This is a genomic window from Vibrio sp. JZG10, from assembly GCF_054064075.1.
In genome coordinates this window covers 134,700-152,661 of sequence record NZ_JBSUGE010000006.1, presented here as the reverse complement: position 1 = coordinate 152,661, position 17,962 = coordinate 134,700, and the positions used below count along the sequence as shown (strand labels likewise).

The following is a 17,962-nucleotide window of genomic DNA, read 5'->3' as shown; positions in this document are numbered from 1 at the left end:
TTAGTACTATTGCTCATAGCCTCTTTGCTGTGTGGCCAACAATAGAAAAAGCCCTCGACGAATCGAGGGCTTTGGATAGTTGTCCAACTAGATGTCAGAAGCGATTATTTAGCTTCTTGGTCTGCTTGGATTGCTGTTAGAGCGATTGTGTACACGATATCGTCTACTAGCGCGCCACGAGACAAGTCGTTTACAGGCTTGCGCATACCTTGCAGCATTGGACCGATAGAAACTAGGTCAGCTGAACGTTGTACCGCTTTGTAAGTTGTGTTACCCGTGTTTAGGTCTGGGAATACGAATACTGTCGCTTTACCTGCTACTGGAGAGTTAGGCGCTTTAGACGCTGCCACGTTTTCCATGATAGCTGCGTCGTACTGTAGAGGACCGTCGATCACTAGATCAGGACGCTTCTCTTTCGCGATGCGAGTTGCTTCACGTACTTTATCAACGTCTGCACCCTTACCAGATTCACCAGTAGAGTAAGAGATCATAGCAACGCGAGGGTCGATACCGAATGCTGCTGCAGAGTCAGCAGATTGGATAGCGATTTCAGCAAGCTGTTCAGCGGTTGGATCTGGGTTGATCGCACAGTCACCGTAAACCAGTACTTGATCAGGCAGAAGCATGAAGAATACTGAAGATACGATAGACGCATTTGGTGCAGTCTTGATGATTTGGAACGGAGGAACGATAGTGTTCGCCGTAGTATGAACAGCACCAGAAACTAGTCCGTCAACTTCGTCGTTCTCAAGCATCATTGTGCCTAGGAATACTGAATCTTGTAGCTTCTCACGAGCCACAACTTCAGTCATGCCTTTCGCACCGCGCAGCTCAACTAGACGAGCAACGTAGTTTTCACGAACAGCATCGGCATCGATGATGGTTACGCCAGTACCTAGCTCAACGCCTTGTTGAGCTGCTACGCGACGGATTTCATCTGGGTTACCTAGAAGCACACAGTCTGCAATGCCGCGTTCAGCACAGATTGCTGCTGCTTTAACAGTACGTGGTTCGTCACCTTCTGGAAGAACGATACGCTTGCCTGCTTTACGAGCAAGTTCAGTTAGCTGGTAACGGAACGCTGGTGGGCTTAGACGACGAGACTTCTGAGTACCTTCAGTCATTGACTCGATCCAGTTACCGTCGATGTGACCAGCAACGTGCTCGTTGATGAACTCGATACGCTCTTTATCGTCTGCAGGTACTTCGATGCTGAAGCTCTGTAGGTTTAGAGATGTCTGCCAAGTGTTACCTTGTGCTTTGAAGATAGGTAGACCAGTGTCGAACGCTGGTTTACATAGACCTTCGATTTCGCGAGGGATGTCGTAACCGCCAGTTAGCAGTACAGCACCAATATCCACACCGTTCATTGCAGCAAGAGAAGCAGCAACGATAACATCAGGACGGTCTGCAGAAGTAACAAGTAGAGAGCCAGGTTTGAAATGCTCAATCATGTTTGGCAGAGAACGTGCACAGAAAGTGATGCTCTTGATGCGACGAGTGTTGATGTCACCTTCGTTGATGATATCTGCTTTCAGGTGCTTAGCCATGTCGATTGCACGAGTCGCAATCAGATCAATGCTCCATGGCACGCAACCTAGTACACGAATTGGAGAAGTGTTGAAGATTTCCATCACTTTCAATTCGTTTTGTTTCGCGCTATCTGCATCGTCAAAGATTTCAGATAGGTCAGGGCGAGTACGGCCAGCTTCGTCAACAGGAGCGTTTAGCTTGTTGATGATAACGCCAGAGATGTTTTTGTTCTTAGTGCCGCCGAAGTTAGAACATGCTACTTCGATACGCTCTTTCAGTTGCGCTGGGTTATCAGTACCTGGAGTCGCAACTAGCACGATTTCTGCACCAAGTGTTGCCGCGATTTCCGCGTTTACTTGGTTTGCAAATGGGTGCTTACGAGTAGGTACAAGACCTTCGATTAGCGTAACGTCTGCGTCTTTGTTGATTTGGTTGTAACGTTCAACAACGGTTTCTAGCAGCTCGTCCATGTTGTCGTTACCGATTAGGCTTTCAGCAACAGACATCGCCATTGGTTCACCGATCTTCATATCGCTGTTGTGGCCAACGATAGTTGAAGTCAGATCTGGCTGATCACCACCTGAACGTGGCTGACAGATTGGCTTGTAGAAAGAAACTTTAACGCCTTTACGCTCCATAGCGCGAAGAACACCCATGCTAACGCTTGTTAGGCCAACGCCTGCGCTAGTAGGGATAAGCATAATAGTACGAGACATTCGTAGAGTACCTTTAGCTATTTGGGGGATAAAAGCTCAACTCTTATTCCATGAAGCTCGAAGAATAGGAGTTGAGCCCCTAAGAAATTCGTTTGAATGAAAATCTGGCTAGCCAAGTGGCTAGCCAGTAATTCAATTAAAGACCTGTCAGGCGTGCAGTGTCTTCAGCGATGACTAGCTCTTCGTTAGTAGAGATAACCATTGCAGGGATACGGCTGTTTTCAGTCGTGATAACGCCTTCGCCGCCGAAGCGAGCTTTAAGGTTAGCTTCGCTATCTACTTCGATACCGAAGATGCCAAGACGGTTTAGAACCATTTCACGGATAGGGCCAGAGTTCTCGCCGATACCGCCAGTGAACGTGATTGCGTCTAGACGACCGTCCATTGAAGCAGTGTAGCCAGCTACGTACTTAGCTAGACGGTGGCAGAACACGTCCATTGCGCGTGTTGCTTCTTCTTTCTCACCGTAGTTGTCTTCAACGAAACGACAGTCAGAAGTCACTTCAGTTAGACCTTGAAGGCCAGACTCTTTAGTTAGCATCGTGTTGATTTGATCAACAGAGTAACCTAGAGCGTCGTGTAGGTGGAAGATGATCGCAGGGTCGATGTCGCCACAGCGAGTACCCATTACTAGACCTTCAAGTGGAGTAAGACCCATAGAAGTGTCTACAGATTGACCGTTCTTGATTGCACATACAGACGCGCCGTTACCTAGGTGACAGTTGATGATGTTTACTTCTTCAACTGGTTTGTTTAGTAGGCCTGCAACTTCACGAGTGATGAACAAGTGAGAAGTACCGTGCATACCGTAACGACGGATACCGTGTTCTTTGTATAGGTTGTATGGAAGAGCGTATAGGTAAGACTCTTCAGGCATAGTTTGGTGGAACGCAGTGTCAAATACAGCAACGTTTTTAAGCTCTGGGAAGTTTTTCTTAGCCGCTTCGATACCGATGATGTGAGCAGGGTTATGAAGAGGTGCAAATGTTGCAGCGTCTTGAATACCTTTTAGAACTTCATCAGTGATTAGTGCAGATTGAGTGAACTGCTCGCCGCCGTGAACGATACGGTGACCGATTGCGCCTAGGTTAGCTTTAAGCTCTGGCTTAGAAGCAAGAATAGTTTCTACCATAAACGCTAGTGCTTCTTCGTGAGCTGCACCATTGCCTAGTTGAGCTTCGTGCTTGCCATCAAGTTTCCACTTGATGCGAGCTTCAGGAAGGTGAAGACACTCAGCAAGACCTGATAAGTGCTCGTCGCCGTTCTCGGCATCAACAACGGCAAATTTAAGAGAAGAACTACCGCAGTTTAAAACTAAAACTAGCTTAGACATGTATGACTACCTGTTATTCGTCTGATAAAAAATCAGTTAAAGAATGAAAAATTAATCACAAGAATAGCCGATACCCAGAAGGCTGCGTACTAATCCTGGTCAAAAATTGTTCTAATTCCATATAAAGAAATAGTGATGAACCCATCCATCACTATGATGCGATCCGTGCAGATAGATATCTCGGAGTTGCTTAAATTGTAAATAACAGCAACAATGAGATTGAGGGTCTGCAAAGGATAGCGATAATAAGCAATGATAACAAAAAAAATTTGAAAGAATATTAACTTTCATCAATTTTTTGTACCTTCAGTTGAAATGTTCAACTATTTTTTAGTGAGAGAGCGGTATGAGTAATAAAGTCGGATTGATCCATAGCCTGAAAGATGGCCAGAATTACATGGAGATCTGGCCGGTTCGTAAAGAGCTAAGCGCCATATTTCCGGAACAGCGTATCATTAAGGCGACTCGCTTTGGCATTAAAGTCATGCCAGCCGTTGCTGCGATCAGCGTACTCACTCAAATGGCATTCAACAATTACCACGCGTTACCTCAATCCATTGTTGTTGCCTTGTTTGCGATTAGCTTGCCACTTCAAGGCATTTGGTGGCTTGGTGCTCGATCCAACACGAAATTGCCGCCTTCTCTGGCGTCTTGGTATCGGGAGCTGCATCAAAAAATTGTGGAAACAGGTTTTGCACTAGAGCCTGTTAAAGCTCGCCCTCGTTATAAAGAGCTTGCGATAATACTGAACCGAGCGTTTCGCCAGCTCGATAAATCGTCACTAGAGCGTTGGTTCTAATTTAAATTGTTTGAAATGGAGTGTGCACTAGCCGCTCCATTTTTGATCCTGCCTCTATTACCTACTTTGACGGTCGTTGATGAAGCGAGTGAAGCTTTGTTTACCAAAGATTCTTTCCGGATGAAGAAGTCCCCCGATCACAAATGTTGCTTTAGTGTTAAATCTTTCTTTTCTTTACTAAGACTTAGTAGTAATAATAAAAACAAGATGCGCAAGAAGTGCACAGTTATACGAACACAACATTACCCCCTTCAAACATTTGAATTCACGAGTCGATATTCATGTTGAATGCTCGCGAAACAAGGACGAAGTCACATCAAGGAGTTATGATGAAAACGAAACGTTTATTAGCCACTGCCGTTCTATCTGCTACTGCTATTTTCTCTTCTGCCAATGTACTGGCCGCCACTGCAACCGTTGCAGTTTCACAAATTGTCGAACACCCCGCGTTAGACGCGACGCGTCAAGGATTGCTTGATGGTTTAAAAGCGAAAGGCTACGAAGAAGGCAAAAATCTAGAATTTGATTATAAGACCGCACAGGGTAACCCTGCGATTGCTGTGCAAATTGCCCGTCAGTACGTCGGCGAAAATCCTGATGTGTTAGTGGGTATCGCGACGCCTTCGGCACAAGCTTTGGTGTCGGCAACGCGCTCTATTCCTGTTGTCTTTACTGCGGTAACAGACCCGGTCGGTGCGAAATTGGTTAAGTCGATGGAACAACCAGGCAAAAACGTAACTGGCCTGTCTGATCTTTCACCCGTTGCTCAGCATGTCGATCTCATCCAAGAAATTCTCCCTCAGGTGAAAAGCATCGGGGTTGTATTTAATCCCGGTGAAGCTAATGCCGTGACTTTGGTTGAACTGCTAAAAGAAAGCGCAGAAGCAAAAGGCATACAAGTGGTTGAAGCGACCGCACTAAAAAGTGCTGATGTTCAGTCTGCGACTCAAGCGATTGCAGCGAAATCAGACATTCTTTACGCCCCAACAGACAATACAGTTGCAAGTGCGATTGAAGGGATGATTGTGGCAGCGAATCAAGCGAAAAAACCTGTCTTTGGTGGTGCGACGTCATATGTCGAAAAAGGAGCAATTGCAGGCTTAGGTTTTGACTACTACCAGGTTGGTGTGCAAACCGCTGATTACGTGGCGGCGATTCTTGATGGTCAAGAACCAGGCAAATTGGATGTAAAAGTCGCGACGGGCTCTGACCTCGTAATTAATGAAAGCGCGGCATCTAAGCTCGGTATCAAGCTGCCAAGTTCTGTGGTTGAACGTGCGACAAGCATGCAATAAGTAACGCTCTTTTTTGGGGTTAGGGCCGTCACGTCTGTTGATAGAGGCTTGCCCCAAAATTGATACTCGCCGGACTTCTCGTGTAGAGCATTCTGCTAGAGAAGAATGGGAGTATACGTTAGAAGTCTTAAGTTCAGGTTGGTATTCGTCAGCCTGAACATGCAGAAAGGAGCAGTTATGTCTGCATTTGCTTTTTTTGGCGCACTCGAAATTGGCTTAATTTATGGCCTAGTTGCCTTGGGTGTGTATCTTACGTTTCGTGTTCTCGATTTCCCCGATTTGAGTGTGGATGGCAGCTTTCCAATGGGAGCGGCGGTGGCTGCAACGGCGATTGTCGCAGGTATTAATCCTTGGCTTGCGACAATAATGGCCATGATAGCCGGTAGTATGACGGGGTGGGTAACCGCTTTTTTGGCTGTTCGATGTGGTATTTTGCACCTGTTGGCTTCCATTCTTACCATGATCGCGGCATTTTCAATCAATATTCGTATTATGGGCAAACCTAATATGGCGTTGCTTGGAGAGGATACGATTCTCACTCCGTTTGAAGCCTTGGGCGATCCGATGTTCATTCGTCCTCTGGTTGTTGGGGTCTTAGTTCTTTTGTCCGCTTTCTTTGTGATTCGCTTGCTCAACAGCGACTTTGGTCTTGGTTTACGGGCCACGGGCGTTAATGCGCGTATGGTTTCTGCGCAAGGGGCGAGCACTGGTTTTTATACCTACTTTGGGTTGGCTTTATCTAACGGTTTTGTCGGATTCGCAGGCGCGTTGTTTGCACAAACGAACAGCTTTGCAGATGTGACCTCTGGCGTGGGCACCATTGTGGTTGGTTTGGCTGCTGTGATTTTGGGCCAGACCCTCATTCCGGGGCGAAAAATTTGGGTTGCGGTATTTGCTGTCATCATCGGTTCGGTGCTTTATCGTCTTGCAGTCGCTTTCGCTTTGAGCTCTGGCATGTTTGGTTTGCAAGCATCAGACCTCAACCTTGTCACCGCAGTATTGGTGGCTGTCGCGCTTATTGCTCCAAAATTAAAACAGAGCATGAGAGCGAAACAACGCGTTACCGATGCTAAACAAGCGGCATCAAAAAATGGTTCGGGGGAGGCGTTATGATTGAACTTAATAACATTCAGGTCACGTTCAACCCAGGGACGATTTTAGAAAATCGTGCACTGAAAGGTGTCTCTTTAGAGGTTCCAGAGCATCAATTTCTTACTGTGATTGGTTCTAATGGCGCAGGAAAATCGACGTTGCTTGGCGCGGTAACAGGTGAGACGCCGATGATAGGTGGCCAGGTGATCATTGATGGCAAAGACGTCACCAAGCAGACGGTTGCCCAGCGTGCGACGCAATGCGCACGAGTGTTTCAAGATCCATTGGCCGGAACCTGTGGAGAGCTAACGATAGAAGAGAACATGGCTTTAGCGTACATGCGTGGTAAAAAACGCAGTTGGGGTTTGGCGCTTTCAGCTAAACGTCGCAAGCTGTTCCAAGAGCGAATTAGCATCCTAGGGCTTGGTTTAGAAGATCGTCTGGGCGATAGCATTGGCTTACTGTCCGGTGGACAACGACAAGCCGTTAGCCTTGTGATGGCGACGTTATCGGAGAGTAAGTTGTTATTGCTTGATGAACACACGGCTGCGCTTGATCCTCGTATGGCGGCGTTTGTTATCGACTTAACTAAACGTATTGTCGATGAGTTCGATTTAACCGTGATGATGGTGACGCATTCGATGAAAGACGCATTAGCATGTGGCGATAGGACCGTAATGCTTCACCAAGGTGAAATTGTGCTAGATGTGGCTGGAGAGCAGCGCGCTAACATGCAAGTACCAGACTTGTTGGATATGTTCTCCAAAGTGCGTGGTGAAGAGCTTGCAGATGACAGTCTCTTGTTGAACTAAGCAGTATCCTACCAGTCACTACGCCTACTAAGTGTGATCCTCCTTGGGAAAGTTGGCTGATATGTCAACTCGCAAGGAGGATTTCTTGTCTCTAATTCTTCAATAACATAGTGGCATATCCGATGACGAGGAGTGCCCATAATGAACCTGCCATTTATTTTTCATAGTCAAACTATTGATGGTTTAGCTTTTAATCAAGAGCAAGTCACAGTCAGACTGAAAACCGAGACATTGGATTTTGATTCCGTTTATGTGCGTATTGAGCCGGACAATGAAGAATATCTGGTCGACATGGCTCAAATTGGAACAGCTGGGGAATTGTTACTATGGGAAGCCTCGTTCCGACCAAACCGAGATCGAGATGTCACACATTATGTGTTTAAGCTCCTCAAAGACGGACAACAATACTGGCTCGATGCGCGAGGTGTGCAAAAACGTATTCCACCCAAAGAGTTCCACTTTAAGTTGAATGTAAATCATCAACCACCAAGCTGGGTCCAAGAGCAAGTGTTCTATCAAATCTTTCCTGACCGTTTTTCTGCTAGTAAAAGTGAGTCTGATATTCGCCACGCTTATGCTCAGTATGATTCTGCATCGGTCGTCAAGGCTTGGGGAGACGCGGTAGGCTCTCACAAAAATACAGGAGCAAGAGAGTTTTTTGGCGGAGATCTCAAAGGTGTAGAGCAGAGGTTGGATTACCTTGAGCAGCTCGGCGTAACAGCGCTTTACTTCAATCCGATTTTTTCTTCACCAAGTAACCACAAATACGACACCACTGATTACTTCACTGTTGATCCTATGTTTGGCACCAATGCTCAGTTTGCGGAACTGTGTGAGAAGATTCGCGGTAAGAATATGAAGATTGTCTTAGACGCGGTGTTTAACCACACGTCAGTGCATCATCCTTGGTTTGATATCCAACAAAAAGGAGAAGGGGCGTATGGCAATCCGCAGTCAAAGTTCCGCGATTACTACTTTTTTGACGGCGAAACCAATCACTATATTGGTTGGAAGGGCATTGGTAACTTACCGGTTCTGAATTTCGAAAATGAACAAGTGCGTGACTATATCTATCAAAGTGAAGCATCTGTCATTAAGCACTGGCTTAAGCCTCCATACTCAGTCGATGGTTGGCGATTTGATGTTATCCATATGCTTGGCGAAGGAGAGGGAGCGAAAAACAATGCTCATTATGTTGAAGCGTTTCGCCATGCGACGAAGTCAGTCAATCCGAATGCCTATGTGCTAGGTGAGCACTTTTTTGAAGCAACGCAGTGGTTGCAAGGTGATCAAGAGGATGGGGCGATGAACTACTACGGTTTTGCTCATCCAGTTCGAGCTTTTATCGCGCAGCAAGATATTATGTATGAACCAATCAACATTGATGGTTTGGAGTTTAAAGCATGGTTGGACGAAGCCAGAGCAAAAATTCCATTTTCGAATCAGCTATCGCAGCTAAATCAACTCGATAGTCATGATACTGCTCGTTTTATCACACTGGTTGATGGTGATAAGCGTAAAATGAACATCGCACTTGCTCTGCTCATGACATACGTCGGTACACCTTGTATTTACTATGGGAGTGAAGTCGGACTAGAGGGAGGGCTGGACCCGGATAATCGTCGCTGTTTCCCTTGGAATGAAATCGAAAACTCAGCATGGCTGTCGATTTACAAGCAATGGATTTCGATACGCAAACAGTACAAGTCTTTACAGTCTGGTAGTATTCAATGGCTGCATTGCGATACCAACGTGCTGGCTTATGCGCGCGTACTTGGAAGTGAAGCGATCGTTGTTGTGATGAATCTAAGTGGCGATGAGGGTTCAATTGACTTGCCTCTGTGGCAACTTGGTTTGGAGGCTACCCATCTTTCGTCACTTCTGGATGGACGCGAACTTATTGATTATAAGGGTCATCTTTCTGTCAATATACCTGCACAGAGCTTCAAATTGTGGCAACTGAAGTGACACTACATTCTATATTGATTAAACTTCTTTAATATATAAACAGTCTCCTACAATGCGTACACATTTGTTGGTTATCTGATTATCTGGCGATGCGCACTACGCATTGCCAGTTGATAAGACAGCGTAATCCCATTGTTTGATAAGAGACGATCTACCTTTCACATACATGGTACTCAATGGTTAACCAAAGGCGATTTAGTCTCTCATTTGTCATCTTTTTTCCCCTCGCATTATTTGTAGTGGTTTTGCTTGTTACGACAAAAAACTACTACGATGCGGTCAATCGCTATATTGATTCTGAGTATGCACGTATTGATCGTGCCATGTCCCGTGGTATTAAAGTCCTCACCGCCTTAGATTATAGTTTTACTAACTATACGAATTACGCTAACCCATTGTCTGAAGAGCACAACTCTTTAGTCAAAAAGGGGCTTTGTTATATTTGGCCGATAGACGTCTTGTTGCTAGAGAGTGTCTACAGTGAGGGGTTACCTGCGGTTGATCTTGATTACATGATTGTGGGCGATGAAAGCTTATGTCAGCAAGGTTCAACGATTAACCAATTAGCTGAACAAAAGGCGGGTTTTGCGCCGTCATTGTCTTTTCTGCACGATATTGAATCCCATATCGTTGGTATTCATTACATCGATAAGCGTGGTTACGTCATTTCGTCTCCTGACACGTACGCGAAAAACTTCACTAGAGAACTTTGGTCAACGCTAAAAGCGCGCCCATTTTGGCAAAAAACCGCACAAGATAAAGTGAACATCACCTTGGCCGGACCTGGGCCGATGTTGGATTCGATGGAAGGCCAAATCATTAGTATGACGGTGCCTGTTTACGAAAAAGGGAGGCATCAAGGTGTGCTGTCCATTGATTTTGATGTCAATGCGTTGATGGCTTCGTCGCTAGGTCTTGTTGGTAAGTTTCATTTGGTTTCCAATTTACAATCCATTTCTTCAAACAGTACACGAATCAAACCAGTCGAGTTAGAGCGATTGAGTGCGAATCACAGCATGTATTACGAGTACAACCTTTGGGATGAAGCTAAGAACCTAGCGGTGTTCGAAAAATACAGCCTTATTGTTGCGATCTCTATTTACGTTTTGAGCACAGTCGTATTGTTCTATGTGAATATGCATAGTGAGCGACGTTATTTTAAAGATCTCGCCGCCAGAGATCCGATGACGAGCTTGTTGAACCGTCGAGGAATGCAAACCGTGTGGCGCAATAAGATGACGAAAAAACAGGTTGCATTAGCAGTGTTCGATATTGATAACTTCAAGAAGATCAATGATACCTATGGTCATGATGTCGGCGATTCTGCGATTCAGCTAGTTGCAAAATGTATACGTGAAAATATTCGCCACACAGATGTCGCCTCAAGATTTGGTGGCGAAGAGTTCGTGTTGGCGATTTACGACGAAGACTCGGAAGGCATTAAGCTAATTTTAGAGCGGGTAAAAAAAGCCATAGACGAACGCTCGACACGCGTGACTAAAGAAGGTTTTACGATCTCTGGCGGTGTGGTGTTCAGTAAAGAGAACCGAGTGGAAAGCTTTGATGAGTTATTTAAAGCGGCGGATGAAAAGTTATATCAAGCCAAGAGTACAGGCAAAAATAAGATTTGCTACGAAGATCTAAGCGCTTAAAGGGCGAGCAGTTCGCCCTTTGCAATGCTCAGATTTTATGCAACCTGAGAATTTAACTCATCACGATAACGTTGAATATGCTCAACAATCGGCGCGGCTTTGTTAAACGTTCGGATTTCTCTGAATAGATCTTTTGCTTCAGGATAGGCCTGACGTAAGTAAGAGAACCATTGTTTTACGCGGTTTGGATAGTACAAACCTTTGTCGCCTTTCATCTCAAACTTGGAGTAGTAGATCAGTAGCTCAACCACCTCGGGCCATGACATTGGCTGGTGGTTGTGTTTTACCATGTTGCCCAAGTTAGGGATATTGAAAGCGCCGCGGCACACCATCAAAGAGTCAACGCCAGTCGTTTCAATGCAACGTTGACCATCTTCATAATTCCAAATTTCGCCATTCGCAATAAGCAGAATATCAAAACGTTCGCGAATTTGGTTGATGTAATCCCATTTTATCTCAGACGCTTTGTAACCACCCTGCTTAGTCCGAGCGTGAACGGTGAGTTCATTTGCACCAGCAGATTGAATGGCATCAACAATTTCAAAGCAATCTTCAGGGTTTTCCCAGCCAAGACGAATTTTTGCAGTTACGGGGATTGCCTCTGGAACGGCTTCTCGACAAGCTTTTACCACACGGTGAATTAGCTCAGGATGCTGAAGTAGAGCAGCACCGCCCTTACTTTTATTGACCATTTTGGCTGGGCAACCAAAATTTATGTCGATGCCTCTGGCGCCTAGGCTCGCCGCTTTAATTGCGTTCTCAGCCATCCAGTTTGGTTCTTGTCCTAATAATTGCACATGTACTGGCACACCTGATGCGGTTTGAGAACCTTGCAACAGCTCCGGGCATAAACGGTGAAATACATGATCGGGCAATAACTGGTCGATGACTCGAACAAATTCCGTAACACATAGGTCATAGTCGTTTATCTCGGTCAGGATTTGGCGCATCAAATGGTCTAAAACGCCTTCCATTGGGCCTAGTACAACTCGCATAGTTTGCCTAATACAGTTTGGTGATAAAAAGGAGGGCGATTGTAGCGATGTAAGCTAAGTTTGTCATTAAAAGACTCAAAGCACTCAATACAGTCAAACTCGCAACTCCCGGTTACGTGCTTTTATGCTCTGAGGTATAATGCCGCCAAATTTATGGGAAACCAGATGTCATGCAATACACATTGATTGAGAAAGGCGAAATTCACATCGATGAATCTTGCCTATTTATCGAAGGCGCAGTGCTCGCTGCTAATCTGACGACAAAACCACTCGCTCCTGAAAAGTGGTTAGAGCCGCTATTAGGTGAAGGATTCAAAGCGATTCAACCGGCAGTAGAAGAGCAAATTCACAAGCAGCACAACCGAATTCAACGAAACGAATATTCCGTGCTAGAGCTAACAGGCAAAGAACCTGAACAACTTGCTGATTTTGCCGAAGGCTTTATGTCTGTTTGGCCAATGATTGAAGAACAATGGCAAGACGTTGAGCTCAATGATGGATTGCAGCGTATGCTACAAGCATTACTGACCACTTTGATGCTGGCTATCGATGAGTCGGCAACGCAGCAACAGATGCGCGACGCCAGTATTGAAACGCCTCCAGCTCTTGCAGATTTGGTCGACCAGCTTGATTTGATGGTCGGTGAAGTGGCGTTAGGTGCGGATGAGTTGATGGTAGGCAATAAGGCTCAAAGCCTAAACCCATTCAAAGGTATCGGACGCAATGATCCTTGTCCTTGTGAGAGCGGAAAAAAGTTCAAGCAGTGTTGTGGTCAATCACGTGGTTGAGTTAACGTGGTTAAATTAAATAGCCGCGATGTATACTCAGTAAAAAGCCGACCATCTGGTCGGCTTTTTTCGTTATCATTTCTCTGAAGGATTAACGAATCGGATTAGTGCGTCTTGCTGGGAAGAATTGTGCGATCACAATTAATGCTAAAGCGATTAAATTGCCCGCGAAAATAACTACTAACCATTGTGGCATTGATAAATCGAGGAATTGCCAAACAATCTTCGAGCAATCGCCGTATGCCTCGAACATCCAAGGAACCCACTGATTAAGCGGAGCCCAACTAGGGAATGTTACGAATAAATCACAAGTCGCGAATGGTGATGGGTTAAACTGATAATCAACGTGCTGCTGAGCAAGCAACAGTCCTTTGTAAGAGCTTAATCCCCAGCCAATCAAACCTAGCCAACGGAAAACTGGGTTATTTGGTGCCATAAGACCAACGATTGAAGCGACACCCACTCCCATCATCGCGACTCGTTCGTAGATACACATGACACATGGTGCAAGCATCATGACGTGCTGAAAATAGAGGGCACATGCTTCAAAGAAAACGACGAATAGCAGAAGCAGCAGCCACGATAAGCGTCCCTTCGAAAACTGGTTAAGTGAATTTAAAATAGTCACGTTTTTGTTCCTGTCTGAAATAGAAAAAGCTCTGAATACTCAGAGCTTTTTAACGTGGATAAGTTTCCTAATCAACTCAAATTTTAGTGACCGCCGGAGACTACGGGAGTCAGATCACCACTATGAGGTAAAATCCAGCCTGCATCGTAGAAAGAAGCCGTTGCAGGCTCTAGGAAGAACATAATGCCCATTAGACCGACAATCGCAAGAACGATGGTGTAAGGCAGCGCCATGATAACCATTCGACCGTAAGACAGACGAATTAATGGAGCGAGAGCCGAGGTGAGTAGGAATAGGAATGCCGCTTGACCGTTTGGCGTAGCAACAGATGGTAGGTTAGTACCAGTGTTGATAGCAACTGCCAGTAAGTCGAACTGCTCGCGAGTAATGAGACCTTCAATGAGTGCTGTTTTTACTTCATTGATGTAAACCGTACCGACGAATACGTTATCCGACACCATTGATAGTAAGCCATTCGCGACATAGAACAGAGCTAACTGAGTGCCTTTATCTTCAACGGCAAGCACCGCGTCGATAACTGGTTTAAACAACTCTTGGTCGATGATTACCGCAACGATCGAGAAAAATACCGCAAGTAGTGCAGTGAAAGGCAGAGCCTCTTCAAACGCTTTACCCATGGAATGCTCTTCAATGACGCCAGTGAAAGCTGTCGCTAAGATGATCACTGAAAGACCAATTAAGCCTACCGCCGCCAGGTGCAAGGCTAATGCCACGATCAACCAAACAGCAATAAGCCCTTGAACCCATAGTTTTGCAACGTCTTGATTGGTACGCGTTTTGCGCTCTTCATTGTCAAAGTCAACGAGGATTTGACGAACGTTGTTAGGAAGTTTTGCACCGTAGCCAAACACTTTAAGCTTTTCGACTAGAGCACAAGTGATGAGACCGCAGAAAAATACGGGTAGCGTCACTGGAGACATACGGATTAGGAATTCACCAAATAACCAACCCGCTTGGTCTGCAATAATTAAGTTCTGAGGTTCACCCACCATAGTGGTTACGCCACCTAACGCAGTACCTACACCAGCGTGCATCAACAATGAGCGTAAAAAGGCGCGGTAGTTTTCTAAGTCATCACGCGTTAGCTCAGTGATCGTGTCATCTTGTGTGTGGTCATGGTCACCAATCGGATTACCTGACGCCACTTTGTGGTAGATAGAGTAGAAACCGATCGCCACACTGATAACAACGGCGATAACCGTCAAAGCATCCAAAAACGCAGATAAAAATGCAGCGGCAAAGCAAAACGCAAGTGATAGAAGGGTTTTGGAGCGAATACCAAGTAAAATTTTGGTAAAAATGAACAGCAATAAATGCTTCATGAAGTAGATGCCCGCAACCATAAATACCAGAAGCAGTAATACTTCAATATTTGCCACCAACTCGTGCTTAACTTGCGCAGGGCTAGTCATGCCGATAGCGATGGCTTCAATAGCAAGTAAACCACCAGGTTGTAATGGGTAGCATTTTAATGCCATTGCAAGCGTGAAAATAAATTCAGCAACCAGCAACCACCCAGCAACAAATGGGTTTATTAGGAAGAATACAATCGGGTTAATTATTAAGAAGGCTATAATGGCAACTTTGTACCAATCAGGCGCTTTACCAAGAAAGTTCTTGATAAAAGCGTTTCCGAGCGATATCGGCATGATAATTCTCTTTATAACAAAATTATGAATAGACACTACAATAGTGCTTAAGTATCTGTTTGTTAGACTTATTAACTAGTCTTTTAAAACAATAACTTAGTAAAACAACAATCCTTTGTTTATTGCAGTCTTGCCAAGTTACTTCCCCTGAACTCAAGCACCGCTCACTTTCGACCGCAAACTCTACACTCAGGCATTTATTAGTCAATAACAAAACGTGATGCTACCGACTAAAATGACTTTTTAAATGTAATAACGCGATCAAAACGGCGTTACTATATCATGAAAGGCTCAAAAAAATCCTCTTGGATTTTAAATGACGGTCAGTGACGAGAAAAGGCAAATTAAGAAAGAATATTAACTGTGATATACAAAGTAATTTTTCATATTTTGAATATAAAATTGTGACGCAGTTGTCTTTATTTCTCCGCAATTTGTGAGCTGTTTAATTAAACGAAAATTCAGATTTTACCGCTTTCACTCGCACGTCAGACCGTCCTAGATTGACATAACATATAGAGTATTAACTCTATATTGTAGAATCGTTTCAATTATTGATCGTAAATTTTCTCAAACCGTTAAGTAGTGGTATGATGAGTAGTATCGACCCTCAGAAATCAATATTGGATAAAAAGTAGAATGGTCATAAAGGCGAAAAGCCCTGCGGGATTCGCAGAAAAATATATTATCGAGAGCATTTGGAACGGCCGTTTTCCTCCTGGCTCTATTTTACCTGCTGAACGCGAGCTGTCTGAGCTAATTGGTGTTACTCGAACGACTTTACGAGAGGTTCTTCAACGACTAGCCCGTGATGGTTGGTTAACAATCCAACACGGTAAACCAACGAAGGTAAACCAATTTATGGAGACCTCTGGTCTGCATATTTTGGATACGTTGATGACGTTGGACGTAGATAACGCAACAAACATTGTAGAAGATTTGCTTGCAGCACGTACCAACATCAGCCCTATCTTTATGCGTTATGCATTTAAAGCAAATAAAGAGAACTCTGAGCGCACGATCAAGAATGTAATTGAATCTTGTGAAGCTTTAATGAATGCTGCTTCTTGGGACGATTTCATCGCTTCTTCACCTTATGCTGAGAAAGTCTTACAGAACGTGAAAGAAGACAACGAGAAAGATGAAGCGAAGCGTCAAGAAATCTTGATTGCTAAAACGTTCAACTTTTACGACTACATGTTGTTCCAACGCCTAGCATTCCATTCAGGGAATCAGATTTACGGTTTGATTTTTAATGGCTTGAAGAAGCTCTATGATCGCGTTGGTAGCTATTATTTCTCAAACCCAGCTTCTCGTGAGCTAGCGCTGAAGTTTTACCATCAGTTGCTAGAAACTTGTGAAAGTGGTCAGCGTGAACAACTGCCAGTTGTGATTCGTCACTATGGTATGGAAAGCGCGCTAATCTGGAATGAGATGAAAAAGCAATTACCAACGAACTTCACAGAAGATGACAGCTAAGCGCTGAGAAGTTAGATGAATTAAAAACCGCAGAACCTAAGGTCTGCGGTTTTTTGTTTTTACCCATAAATACCAGTTACGTTCCTGTTGTGACAATTGGCACGGTACTGTATAGAGCTTATCTTGCTACAGAGAGTTTGGGCAACGGTAGATACAATGCTTCAACGATGTCTGAAAGGACGTGGTCGTAAGTATTGAAGATGGTCAACGATAAGTCTGATGTGACTCCATAAAGCTCAGCTTCTGTTAAATCGACATGACTTCCTGTCACATAGTTATTTAATATCTGTATTGAGCGTGTGGAAGCAGGAGAAACGATACTAAGCGGAGCGATAACTGCTAATTGATTTAGCTTACGTGTCATAACCGATGCGTAATTTTTGAAACGCTCATTCCCCCCTTGCTCTCCCAAGTCTTGAATGCTAATTCTCAATTGAGTCAGGGTTTCTAAGCTATCCATGATGTTTTGCCAGTTCATGTGGTACTCATTATGTAGATCATCTCGTTGTTCTACCGCTAACCAAGCAATCGTGACTTCATCCATCAAGAACAAGCAATGACGAATTAACTTACCATGCTCCATCTGGTTCCTTGCAACACTGTGATCGTTCCATTGTTCAAGCAGTTTTCCTACTTTGATCTGCAGCACGCGATACATGGGTTTATTTTCAAAGCGTGAGGTTTCGACCAAAAGATGCAGTTTGTTGGTGAGATCGTTATGAAGGACTTCTAATTCTTGTTCGTTATTTTGTTGAAATTGAAGTGAGTAGTGCGTCGCAGCTCGATGGCGTCTCAGCAGATGAACAACATCTCGCAATAATGTTAACAGCTGATATTTACGCGCGTGTTGCTGCTCTCGTTTAGAAGATAAGTGATATATTCCGGCTAAAATAGCGATAGATAATAATGTGGAAATCAAAACAAACATAACCAACTCCTTGTTAGTGTTTGGACCTAGCAAGGAAGGTTTGCAGTTTTGATGCCAAACAAAAATTAAATTAAAACAATTGGTTATATTAAATGTTCTTTTTGGACGGTCGTTATTGGTGCATGGATTCACCAAAGTTGTGAATATGGTTGATTATTCGGTGTCGATGCTTGGTGTACGCGTTATTCTTTGTGAGTTACATATTGATTACTTTTTGTAGTCTGATTCAAGTCACAATGTTTAGAAATTAAAATACTCGGACACTTCATATGAT

Annotated in this window: 14 protein-coding genes; 8 read left to right on the top strand and 6 right to left on the bottom strand. The window is 44.4% G+C overall.

The features are described from left to right. Positions 1-104 precede the first annotated feature (104 nt). The gene (gene pta / locus ACWYVB_RS09600) at positions 105-2,249 is read right to left on the bottom strand and encodes a phosphate acetyltransferase (protein ID WP_005396636.1); all 2,145 of its coding nucleotides are present in this window, start codon (positions 2,247-2,249) and stop codon (positions 105-107) included. 136 nt (positions 2,250-2,385) lie between these two features. Continuing rightward, a complete protein-coding gene (locus ACWYVB_RS09595; protein WP_005396635.1) occupies positions 2,386-3,582 on the bottom strand; it encodes an acetate kinase in 1,197 nt (398 codons plus the stop codon). 346 nt (positions 3,583-3,928) lie between these two features. Between ACWYVB_RS09595 and yfbV the strand changes: the two genes are divergently transcribed. The 6 genes from yfbV (at position 3,929) to ACWYVB_RS09565 (ending at position 11,200) form a co-directional block, all read left to right on the top strand. Continuing rightward, on the top strand, positions 3,929-4,381 hold the full coding sequence (gene yfbV / locus ACWYVB_RS09590) for a terminus macrodomain insulation protein YfbV (RefSeq protein ID WP_005380809.1): 453 nt from the start codon (positions 3,929-3,931) through the stop codon (positions 4,379-4,381). A 329-nt stretch (positions 4,382-4,710) separates the two neighbouring features. Beyond that, positions 4,711-5,676 (top strand): ABC transporter substrate-binding protein, encoded by a 966-nt coding sequence (locus ACWYVB_RS09585; protein WP_047010059.1) that lies wholly within the window; start codon positions 4,711-4,713, stop codon positions 5,674-5,676. A gap of 177 nt (positions 5,677-5,853) precedes the next feature. After that, entirely contained in the window at positions 5,854-6,789 is a 936-nt protein-coding gene (locus ACWYVB_RS09580) for an ABC transporter permease (protein WP_054574798.1), read from the top strand. Further along, complete coding sequence (locus tag ACWYVB_RS09575; protein WP_005396631.1) at positions 6,786-7,580, top strand: ABC transporter ATP-binding protein; 795 nt, start codon at positions 6,786-6,788, stop codon at positions 7,578-7,580. The genes ACWYVB_RS09580 and ACWYVB_RS09575 overlap by 4 nt, the downstream gene beginning before the upstream one ends. A gap of 141 nt (positions 7,581-7,721) precedes the next feature. Continuing rightward, complete coding sequence (malZ, locus tag ACWYVB_RS09570) at positions 7,722-9,548, top strand: maltodextrin glucosidase (protein WP_395222144.1); 1,827 nt, start codon at positions 7,722-7,724, stop codon at positions 9,546-9,548. 176 nt (positions 9,549-9,724) lie between these two features. Further along, the gene (locus tag ACWYVB_RS09565) at positions 9,725-11,200 is read left to right on the top strand and encodes a sensor domain-containing diguanylate cyclase (RefSeq protein ID WP_395222143.1); all 1,476 of its coding nucleotides are present in this window, start codon (positions 9,725-9,727) and stop codon (positions 11,198-11,200) included. A gap of 35 nt (positions 11,201-11,235) precedes the next feature. Here ACWYVB_RS09565 and dusC read toward each other — a convergent pair whose 3' ends face one another. Continuing rightward, entirely contained in the window at positions 11,236-12,195 is a 960-nt protein-coding gene (gene dusC / locus ACWYVB_RS09560; protein ID WP_395211472.1) for a tRNA dihydrouridine(16) synthase DusC, read from the bottom strand. 170 nt (positions 12,196-12,365) lie between these two features. On the opposite strand from dusC, the gene ACWYVB_RS09555 reads away from it, so the two are divergent. Next, the gene (locus ACWYVB_RS09555) at positions 12,366-12,983 is read left to right on the top strand and encodes an SEC-C metal-binding domain-containing protein (protein ID WP_395211473.1); all 618 of its coding nucleotides are present in this window, start codon (positions 12,366-12,368) and stop codon (positions 12,981-12,983) included. A gap of 91 nt (positions 12,984-13,074) precedes the next feature. On the opposite strand, the gene dsbB is transcribed toward ACWYVB_RS09555, so the two are convergent. Then, complete coding sequence (gene dsbB, locus ACWYVB_RS09550) at positions 13,075-13,611, bottom strand: disulfide bond formation protein DsbB (protein WP_395211474.1); 537 nt, start codon at positions 13,609-13,611, stop codon at positions 13,075-13,077. Positions 13,612-13,694: 83 nt separating this feature from the next. Beyond that, entirely contained in the window at positions 13,695-15,281 is a 1,587-nt protein-coding gene (gene nhaB, locus ACWYVB_RS09545; protein ID WP_005396952.1) for a Na(+)/H(+) antiporter NhaB, read from the bottom strand. 639 nt (positions 15,282-15,920) lie between these two features. On the opposite strand from nhaB, the gene fadR reads away from it, so the two are divergent. After that, entirely contained in the window at positions 15,921-16,760 is an 840-nt protein-coding gene (gene fadR / locus ACWYVB_RS09540; RefSeq protein ID WP_005396954.1) for a fatty acid metabolism transcriptional regulator FadR, read from the top strand. 118 nt (positions 16,761-16,878) lie between these two features. Here the strand turns inward: fadR and ACWYVB_RS09535 are convergent, their stop codons facing one another. Then, positions 16,879-17,688 (bottom strand): hypothetical protein, encoded by an 810-nt coding sequence (locus tag ACWYVB_RS09535; RefSeq protein WP_005396956.1) that lies wholly within the window; start codon positions 17,686-17,688, stop codon positions 16,879-16,881. Positions 17,689-17,962: the final 274 nt, after the last annotated feature.

Bases quoted from the DNA above. Each gene is read 5' to 3' on its own strand.
- pta (WP_005396636.1), bottom strand. From the start codon at position 2,249: ATGTCTCGTACTATTATGCTTATCCCTACTAGCGCAGGCGTTGGCCTA.
- ACWYVB_RS09595 (WP_005396635.1), bottom strand. From the start codon at position 3,582: ATGTCTAAGCTAGTTTTAGTTTTAAACTGCGGTAGTTCTTCTCTTAAA.
- yfbV (WP_005380809.1), top strand. From the start codon at position 3,929: ATGAGTAATAAAGTCGGATTGATCCATAGCCTGAAAGATGGCCAGAAT.
- ACWYVB_RS09585 (WP_047010059.1), top strand. From the start codon at position 4,711: ATGAAAACGAAACGTTTATTAGCCACTGCCGTTCTATCTGCTACTGCT.
- ACWYVB_RS09580 (WP_054574798.1), top strand. From the start codon at position 5,854: ATGTCTGCATTTGCTTTTTTTGGCGCACTCGAAATTGGCTTAATTTAT.
- ACWYVB_RS09575 (WP_005396631.1), top strand. From the start codon at position 6,786: ATGATTGAACTTAATAACATTCAGGTCACGTTCAACCCAGGGACGATT.
- malZ (WP_395222144.1), top strand. From the start codon at position 7,722: ATGAACCTGCCATTTATTTTTCATAGTCAAACTATTGATGGTTTAGCT.
- ACWYVB_RS09565 (WP_395222143.1), top strand. From the start codon at position 9,725: ATGGTTAACCAAAGGCGATTTAGTCTCTCATTTGTCATCTTTTTTCCC.
- dusC (WP_395211472.1), bottom strand. From the start codon at position 12,195: ATGCGAGTTGTACTAGGCCCAATGGAAGGCGTTTTAGACCATTTGATG.
- ACWYVB_RS09555 (WP_395211473.1), top strand. From the start codon at position 12,366: ATGCAATACACATTGATTGAGAAAGGCGAAATTCACATCGATGAATCT.
- nhaB (WP_005396952.1), bottom strand. From the start codon at position 15,281: ATGCCGATATCGCTCGGAAACGCTTTTATCAAGAACTTTCTTGGTAAA.
- fadR (WP_005396954.1), top strand. From the start codon at position 15,921: ATGGTCATAAAGGCGAAAAGCCCTGCGGGATTCGCAGAAAAATATATT.
- ACWYVB_RS09535 (WP_005396956.1), bottom strand. From the start codon at position 17,688: ATGTTTGTTTTGATTTCCACATTATTATCTATCGCTATTTTAGCCGGA.